Origin of the sequence: Clostridium sp. NSJ-49 (assembly GCF_014287725.1) — a bacterium.
GTDB lineage: Bacteria > Bacillota > Clostridia > Clostridiales > Clostridiaceae > Clostridium > Clostridium disporicum_B.
Window position 1 is genome coordinate 1 of record NZ_JACOOP010000086.1, and the last position, 7,927, is coordinate 7,927.

At 30.4% G+C, this 7,927-nt stretch carries 4 protein-coding genes and 7 tRNA genes; all 11 read right to left on the minus strand.

Features of this window, described 5'->3' with window-relative positions; translation table 11 throughout:
• Nucleotides 1–222: 222 nt before the first annotated feature.
• The 11 genes from ftsH to H8S10_RS17440 all read right to left on the minus strand — a co-directional run bounded on the left by ftsH (nucleotide 223) and on the right by H8S10_RS17440 (nucleotide 7,571).
• Entirely contained in the window at nucleotides 223–2,025 is a 1,803-nt protein-coding gene (gene ftsH, locus H8S10_RS17390; protein ID WP_186839702.1) for an ATP-dependent zinc metalloprotease FtsH, read from the minus strand.
• Between the two features lie 43 nt (nucleotides 2,026–2,068).
• Nucleotides 2,069–2,608 (minus strand): hypoxanthine phosphoribosyltransferase, encoded by a 540-nt coding sequence (gene hpt, locus H8S10_RS17395; RefSeq protein WP_055265031.1) that lies wholly within the window; start codon nucleotides 2,606–2,608, stop codon nucleotides 2,069–2,071.
• Between the two features lie 4 nt (nucleotides 2,609–2,612).
• On the minus strand, nucleotides 2,613–4,007 hold the full coding sequence (gene tilS / locus H8S10_RS17400) for a tRNA lysidine(34) synthetase TilS (RefSeq protein ID WP_186839703.1): 1,395 nt from the start codon (nucleotides 4,005–4,007) through the stop codon (nucleotides 2,613–2,615).
• A 200-nt stretch (nucleotides 4,008–4,207) separates the two neighbouring features.
• Nucleotides 4,208–6,583, minus strand: a complete 2,376-nt coding sequence (gene spoIIE / locus H8S10_RS17405) for a stage II sporulation protein E (protein ID WP_186839704.1) — start codon at nucleotides 6,581–6,583, stop codon at nucleotides 4,208–4,210.
• A 354-nt stretch (nucleotides 6,584–6,937) separates the two neighbouring features.
• Nucleotides 6,938–7,024 (minus strand) — tRNA-Leu (locus tag H8S10_RS17410).
• A 5-nt stretch (nucleotides 7,025–7,029) separates the two neighbouring features.
• Nucleotides 7,030–7,106: transfer RNA gene (locus H8S10_RS17415), tRNA-Met, on the minus strand.
• A 5-nt stretch (nucleotides 7,107–7,111) separates the two neighbouring features.
• Nucleotides 7,112–7,187: transfer RNA gene (locus H8S10_RS17420), tRNA-Met, on the minus strand.
• 23 nt (nucleotides 7,188–7,210) lie between these two features.
• Nucleotides 7,211–7,297 (minus strand) — tRNA-Leu (locus tag H8S10_RS17425).
• Between the two features lie 5 nt (nucleotides 7,298–7,302).
• A tRNA-Met gene (locus H8S10_RS17430) sits at nucleotides 7,303–7,379 on the minus strand.
• 4 nt (nucleotides 7,380–7,383) lie between these two features.
• Nucleotides 7,384–7,459, minus strand: a tRNA-Met gene (locus H8S10_RS17435).
• Between the two features lie 25 nt (nucleotides 7,460–7,484).
• Nucleotides 7,485–7,571: transfer RNA gene (locus H8S10_RS17440), tRNA-Leu, on the minus strand.
• Nucleotides 7,572–7,927 lie beyond the last annotated feature (356 nt).

The following is a 7,927-nucleotide window of genomic DNA, read 5'->3' on the forward strand; positions in this document are numbered from 1 at the left end:
AGAAATGGTATATTATTGCATGAAAAGAAAATAGCGTAAAGGTATATTTTTACAGAGAATAGGAGGTTTATAACCTCCTATTTGTCGTGTCAAAAAACTTGTTCATTTAGAAATAATTTCATATAAATATATGAATAAAAAATAAAAAGACCGTCTACTGAAATGATTTTAAAAATCATTTCAGAGACAGCCCCTTTATTATTATACCTAAAACTATATCAATTAATTCGCATCAAATATTGCTTCAAATTCTTTGCCATCAATTTTTTCTTTATCTAACAATTCAGCAGCAACTGCATGTAGCTTTGAAATATTATTCTTTAATAATGTTTCAGCTGTATCGTATGCTTGTGATATAAATTTCTTTACCTCTAAATCTATCTTAGCACCTACTTCTTCACTGAAGTTTCTACCTCTACCTAAGTCTCTTCCTAAGAAAACTTCATTATTGTCACTTCCATATGAAATAGTTCCTATTTCATCACTCATTCCATATTCCATAACCATAGATCTAGCAATAGATGAAGCTCTATCTATATCATTTTTAGCACCTGTACTTATATCTCCAAGAACTAATTTTTCTGCTACTCTTCCTCCAAGTAGTCCTACCATCTCATCTTTTAATTTTTCCTTTGATGTATAAGCTCTATCCTCAGTAGGTAAGTGCATAGTGTATCCACCAGCCATACCTCTTGGAATGATACTTATCTCATGTACAGGATCTGAATGTTTTAATAATTTCATTACAACAGCATGCCCTGCCTCATGATAAGCAGTAAGCTTTCTATCATGCTCACTTATAGTTCTACTCTTCTTTTCTGGACCTGCTATAACTCTTGTTATAGCTTCTTCAAACTCATCCATACCAATTTTTTTCTTATCTTTTCTAACAGCTAAAAGTGCTGCTTCATTTGCTAAGTTTTCTAAATCTGCACCACTAAATCCTGGTGTTCTCTTAGCTAAAACTTCTAAACTAACATTTTCATCTAAAGGTTTCTTTTGAGTATGAACCTTTAAAACTGCTTCTCTACCCTGTCTATCAGGTCTTCCAACAACTATTTGTCTATCAAATCTACCTGGTCTTAAAAGTGCCGGGTCAAGTATGTCTGGTCTATTTGTAGCTGCTATCATGATTATTCCTTCATTAGCTCCAAATCCATCCATCTCAACAAGTAATTGATTAAGTGTTTGTTCTCTTTCATCATGACCTCCACCTAATCCAGCTCCTCTTTGACGACCAACAGCATCTATTTCATCGATAAACACTAATGATGGTGCACTTTTCTTTGCTTGTTCAAATAGGTCTCTAACTCTTGAAGCACCTACCCCAACAAACATTTCAACGAAATCTGACCCAGATATACTGAAGAATGGCACTCCAGCTTCACCAGCTATTGCCTTAGCTAATAAAGTTTTACCTGTTCCAGGTGGCCCTACTAAAAGAACTCCTTTCGGTATTCTTGCTCCCATTTCTGTGTATCTTGATGGTTGTTTTAAGAAATCTACTATTTCTTCTAACTCGGCTTTTTCTTCGTCAGCTCCTGCAACATCATTAAATGTTACACGCTTACTATCAGGAGTCATCATTTTAGCTCTACTCTTTCCAAAATTCATAACTCCTTTTCCGCCGCCACCACCTTGAGATTGTTGGGTGAAAATAAATATAAATATCCCAAATAACACCATAATCATAATTGTCGGAATAATACTTACCCAAAAACTATTATTTGATGGTGGTATGTATTCCATCTTAACGTCATCTTTAGGATATTGAGCATTAAGTGCCTCTATCATAGTATCTGGTGCATAAACAGTAAAGTTTTTACCATCCCTTGTTTCTCCTGTAATGGTCATTTTATCTGTTTGAATCGTAACACTTTCAATCTCATCGTTTATCCATTTTTGTTGAAAATCACTAAATACTATTTTGTCAGCTGTATTGCCTCCATTTAGTAAAAATGTAGCTGATAGAATTAATAAAAATATGGCTATTATCCATACAGTTGCACTTGAATACTTCTTCATCCAAGGCCCCCCTTTCTTCACTTAAAATCTATTTGCCTAAATATTATTTTTCGTAAACTGATCTTTTTAAAATTCCTACAAAAGGTAAATTTCTATATCTATTAGCATAGTCTAATCCATATCCAACTAAGAATTCATCTGGAACCTCAAATCCAATATATTTTACATCTATATCAACCTTTCTTCTAGCTGGTTTACTTAATAATGTAACTATCTCTATAGATTTTGCATTTCTTCCTTTAAGGAAATCAACTAAATATTCTAAAGTAATTCCACTATCTATTATATCCTCTGCTATTATTACATCTTTACCTTCTATACTATTATCTAAATCCTTAAGAATTCTTACTACTCCAGAACTTTCTGATGATTCTCCATAGCTTGATACAGACATAAAATCCATTTCACATGGAATAGAAATATTTCTAACTAGGTCTGAAACAAATATTACTGAACCTTTTAATACCCCTATAACTAATAAATCTTTCCCTGCGTATTCCTCGCTTATAGCTTTTCCTAATTCCTTTATTTTTAAAGCTATTTTTTCCTCACTTAATAGTATTTCTTGAACGTCATTCACCATTTTTTTAAACCCTTTCCTTAAATGTTATTTTTAATATTTGTTTTGTATTACTAGTTACTTTAAATTGTTCAGAAACTTTGACATCTACAACCCAAGCTATTTTTTCATCAAAACAAACTATAGGAATTATGTCTCTACTTTCCTTTGGAATCTTTAAATTTATAAAGATATCTTTTAGCTTTTTAGTACCCTTCATTCCTATAGGCACCATTTTATCTCCATCTTTACGGTATCTTACAATAATTCCTTCTTCTATCTTATCATAATCAAAAAACTTTATTAAGTCATTATTGGAAAATTCTACGTTATTTTTTTTGTTGATAATTTGCATATCAATTTTATAGTTATCAAACTCAAATTGGTTTATTAACTCTTCTTTTTTAATATAAATTTCTTTATCTTTAATCTTTTCATTTTTGCTTTTTCTCTGTCTAAATATTATATCCCCATAAACATTTTGAACTATTATCCCATTTGTTAAATGTATCTCTTTATTAGTTCCCAATTTTGATAACTCTATAATATCTACTATATGCTTCATTTCAAAGTTCTTATGAGAATTTGAAATCTTTTTAAAACCTCTCTTTAATACCCGAGTTATTATAGCTTCCTTTTCTTCTTCAAAAAGCTTTTTACTTACAATAATTGCATCATTTTTTTCTTCACAATATTTGTTATAGGCCATTTCTGCAACTTCTTCTAAATATTCATTATCCTTTTGTAATAAAAAAGCCATTCTATTTAAAGTATCAATAATATCATCATTAAAATTTTCCTTCATATAAGGAAGAATATCTAATCTAACTTTATTTCTATTATATATCTTCTCATAATTGCTTTTATCTATTCTTGGATTTAATTTATAATCTTCACAATACTTTTCAATTTCATTTCTATTTAAACAAAGAATAGGTCTTATTATTCCATCTTCTCTTTTTGCCTTAATCCCTGTTAATCCGTCTAATCCACTTCCTCTCATAAGCCTCATTAAAATAGTTTCTGCTTGATCATTTGAATTATGTGCTACTGCAATCTTATCATAAGAAAACTTTTCTTTTATTTTATTAAAAGCTTTATATCTTTCTTCACGCCCTGCTAGTTCTATAGATTGACCTTCTTTTGCTGCTATAGTTGCTATATCTATTCTTTCTATATAATTTTCTACTTCTAAAGCCCTGCATAAATCTTTTGTATAATTCTCATCTTCAAGAGCTTCTTCACCTCTTAATAAATGATTTATATGTATTGCTCCTAATTTCAAATTAAATTCACTTCTTAACCTAGCTAATATATGTAATAAACATACCGAATCCGGTCCACCTGATAAAGCTACAAGAATCTTATCACCATTTTCTATAAGTCTATTTTCTATAATATACTTTCTTACTTTATCTAACACTTGTTTTCTCCTATAATTATATTTTTTTAATATTATATATATAATACCTTTACAATATTTTAATGTAAATATTTCTATCAATTAATAATTAAGATAAAAAAATAATAATCAATGAATAAAGTCAGCAATGCTGACTTTATAAGTTTTATTCAGGAACTGCCAAAGCAGTTCCATCCATAATTATTCATTATTAATTCTTACTAATAAATTGAGTATGCCTTTGAAACAACTACAGTCATATCATCAAATATCTTTCCGTTACTTAACTCCTTTGCTTTTTCCAAAATATCTCTTGATAAATATTCTGGATTATTAGTACTCTTTTCTAAATACTCTTTAACCCATTTATAATTTCCAGCATTATTTTTATCAACATCTAAAATTCCATCAGTTATTGTAACTATGATATCTCCATGTTTTATCTTTCTCTTTATTTTCTTAATTTCAATACTATCTAAAATTCCAAAAGGTAACTCAGAACTTTCTATCACCTCTACCTCTTTACCTCTCTTTATAAAGCTAACTACACCTCCGACCTTAATAAAAGAAACATCACCTGTATATAAATCAATAGAATTCATATCTAATGTTGTAAATTTTTCATCTTCATTAAACTTCATTCCCATTATAGAATTTATCGTATTTATAGATGTAGACTCATCAAAGCCTTGTTCCATAAATTTTTCTATTAGATTTACTGTTATGTTGCTTTCTGCCCCAGCTTCAGGTCCTGATCCCATACCATCACTAAGAATAGTTACATATAGTCCATTTTTATTTTTTCCAAAGCTAAAAGTATCACCAGAGTATTTTTCTCCATCCTTAGGTGTAAATGCTGCATAAGATAATATATTATATTTTGGTGTTTCTTCTATTACAAATGTACACTCATTATTATTAGGATTAATTCTACATCCATCATCAGTTAACGATAATGGTATCTTTATTAAATCACTTATTACCGGTAATACATTCTTTATACAATAACTACATCCTTCACAATTATCTCTTTTAACCTTTATTTTTAAATGGCCACATCTATCAGTATAACTATATAAATCATTATATTTTATATTATTTTTCACGAATGTTTTTCTTAACAGCTTGTCTACTTCCATACAATTAGTAACATCTTTTTCAAAATCTCTTATAATATCATCCATTGCTATAGACATATTATTCATTTGATTAGCAATTAATTTTCTACCTTCTACTAGCCTATTTTTCACATTTTCATTTACAGTATAATTATTAAGTAAATTTTCGGTTCCTTTTAATAAAGTATTTAACTTAACACACTTTCTATCTAAATCTTTTGGAATTATAATTTTTCCACTTTCACAACTACCTATTAATTCACCAAAACATGAAAAAGTAGTATGAAGCTCTCTTCCCCAACATTTATTATTCAATTCACAATTAGAACACACTCTATCAGCCAGATTTTCTATCAATGCTACACTCTTATTTTTAATAAGTAAATTATTATTTTCAGATAAATTATTTAAAGAATCCGATATTGTGTTTAATATATTTTTGAACCCATCTAATCTATCCATGAATTCATTCTTTATTCCTTGAATCTGTATTTCATTTATATTTTTACTTTTTTCTTCATTATTTATTTCTGCTAATATATCTTTAATAAAATTATTAGGAATTAAAAGTAACCAAATCGCAGATATACTCACTTGAAAGATATTAGCTAGTCCTATACTATCAGAGTACATAACAACTAAAAAATAAGCTATTATATATGCTAATGCAGAGAATATTTTACCAGTATCTTTAAATATCCCGACAATCAATCCACATATACTATAGAGGCCTATTGGCAAAAATAAGTTTTTTGTTGTTATTCCTATTATAATTCCCATAGTTACTCCAAGTATAGTTCCTGCTGAGATCCCACCAGAATACGCAATTGTAATTACTGCAATTAATCCTAAAAGATCTCTTATTTTTATACCTAGAAGTTCAAATCCACCTATTCCTGCAACTATTAAACATAGTATTATAGCAATACTTATAAGTTCTTCTACAGAAAATATATAGTTTGTCTTTATTTCAGATAAACAACTTACACCATAATTAATAATATAGAAAAATGGTATTATTGATATAGCCTCTATAATTGAAAATCCTAAATTTATACCTATTCCTTGATTTCCAATAACAGTTCCTAAAGCCACATAAATTGTAGTTGTTATTAAAAACAATATCTTCTTGCTTATTTTTTTATCTAACTTATTCATTACATATCCATATGTAACAATAGATACAGCTATTATAAAATATATAAATGCATTATCAATAACCTTATAGGTACTTAAATATCCTAAACTAACTGAAACAAAAGCAGTTAAATATTCTCTTTCTTGTCTCTTAATTATTGTAGATATTAAGTAAGCTATTCCAAAAGGTGCTAAAGTTAAACCTTCAACAAAATTAAGGTTTACTCTTCCTAATGTAATCCCTATAACAAAGGCTACTATCATCGTAGCTAAGTTGCTTTCCAAATTTATTTTTCTTTTATTTACTCTTTTATATGTAGGTACCTTAACCTCGTATTGCATAACACTCACCCTTTTTTCCATAATTTGTATATTGATTATAACATTTCATTAATCTACTATTATGTCAGTTAATGTACCTACATAGCTTTTTTCATAAGACAAGATAATATTTTTTTCTATTTATATATATAGTTTTATAGTTAAGATTACATAAAATCTTTTTACTACCTAATTTAAAAATCTATTTTTTGTCGCAAAACCTAATTTAAGATAAATTTTTCGAAATTAATTATAGTAATAATTTCTTGTATAAATTCATAGAATATTTTTTAAATAAAAAAATCTCACATTTCGTGAGATCATTTAAACATTATTTAGAAATAAAAAAAAGACTTAAAACTAAGTTTTAAGTCTTGGTGCTGAAGACCGGAATCGAACCGGTACGGTATCGCTACCGCAGGATTTTAAGTCCTGTGCGTCTGCCTGTTCCGCCACTTCAGCGTATCTGGTAGCGGAAATAGGACTTGAACCTACGACACCTCGGGTATGAACCGAGTGCTCTAGCCAGCTGAGCTATTCCGCCATGTTTGGTTGCGGGGGCAGGACTTGAACCTACGACCTTCGGGTTATGAGCCCGACGAGCTGCCAACTGCTCCACCCCGCGTTATTGTTAAACTAAATTCAACTTGGTGCTGAAGACCGGAATCGAACCGGTACGGTATCGCTACCGCAGGATTTTAAGTCCTGTGCGTCTGCCTGTTCCGCCACTTCAGCGTATTTGGTAGCGGAAATAGGACTTGAACCTACGACACCTCGGGTATGAACCGAGTGCTCTAGCCAGCTGAGCTATTCCGCCATGTTGGTTGCGGGGGCAGGACTTGAACCTACGACCTTCGGGTTATGAGCCCGACGAGCTGCCAACTGCTCCACCCCGCGTTATTAAAGTTGAATTTAGTTTATTTGGTGCTGAAGACCGGAATCGAACCGGTACGGTATCGCTACCGCAGGATTTTAAGTCCTGTGCGTCTGCCTGTTCCGCCACTTCAGCACGTTTTGTTGTCGCCGCCTGACGACAAAATTAATTATATATTATGATTATTATACTGTCAACACATTTTTTATTTTTTTTTAATTTTTATCAATTTTACGATGTAATCAGCATCAAACTTTGCCCTCAAACCTACTAATATAGCCATTCTTTTAATATTTAAAAAAGTAGTTTTTTTGTTAATTTATTAGGCTTATTATGTCTCCAAACTCTATATTTATTAAAAAAATAACTAAAAATCAGGACCACCCGTCAAACGGGTGGTTTGCTCTACGCCTATAAGGCTCTGTCACCGGCTGTGCTACTCGCACGTCGAACGGTTTGCCAACCGCATATTTTCACTGGCTACCCCTAAA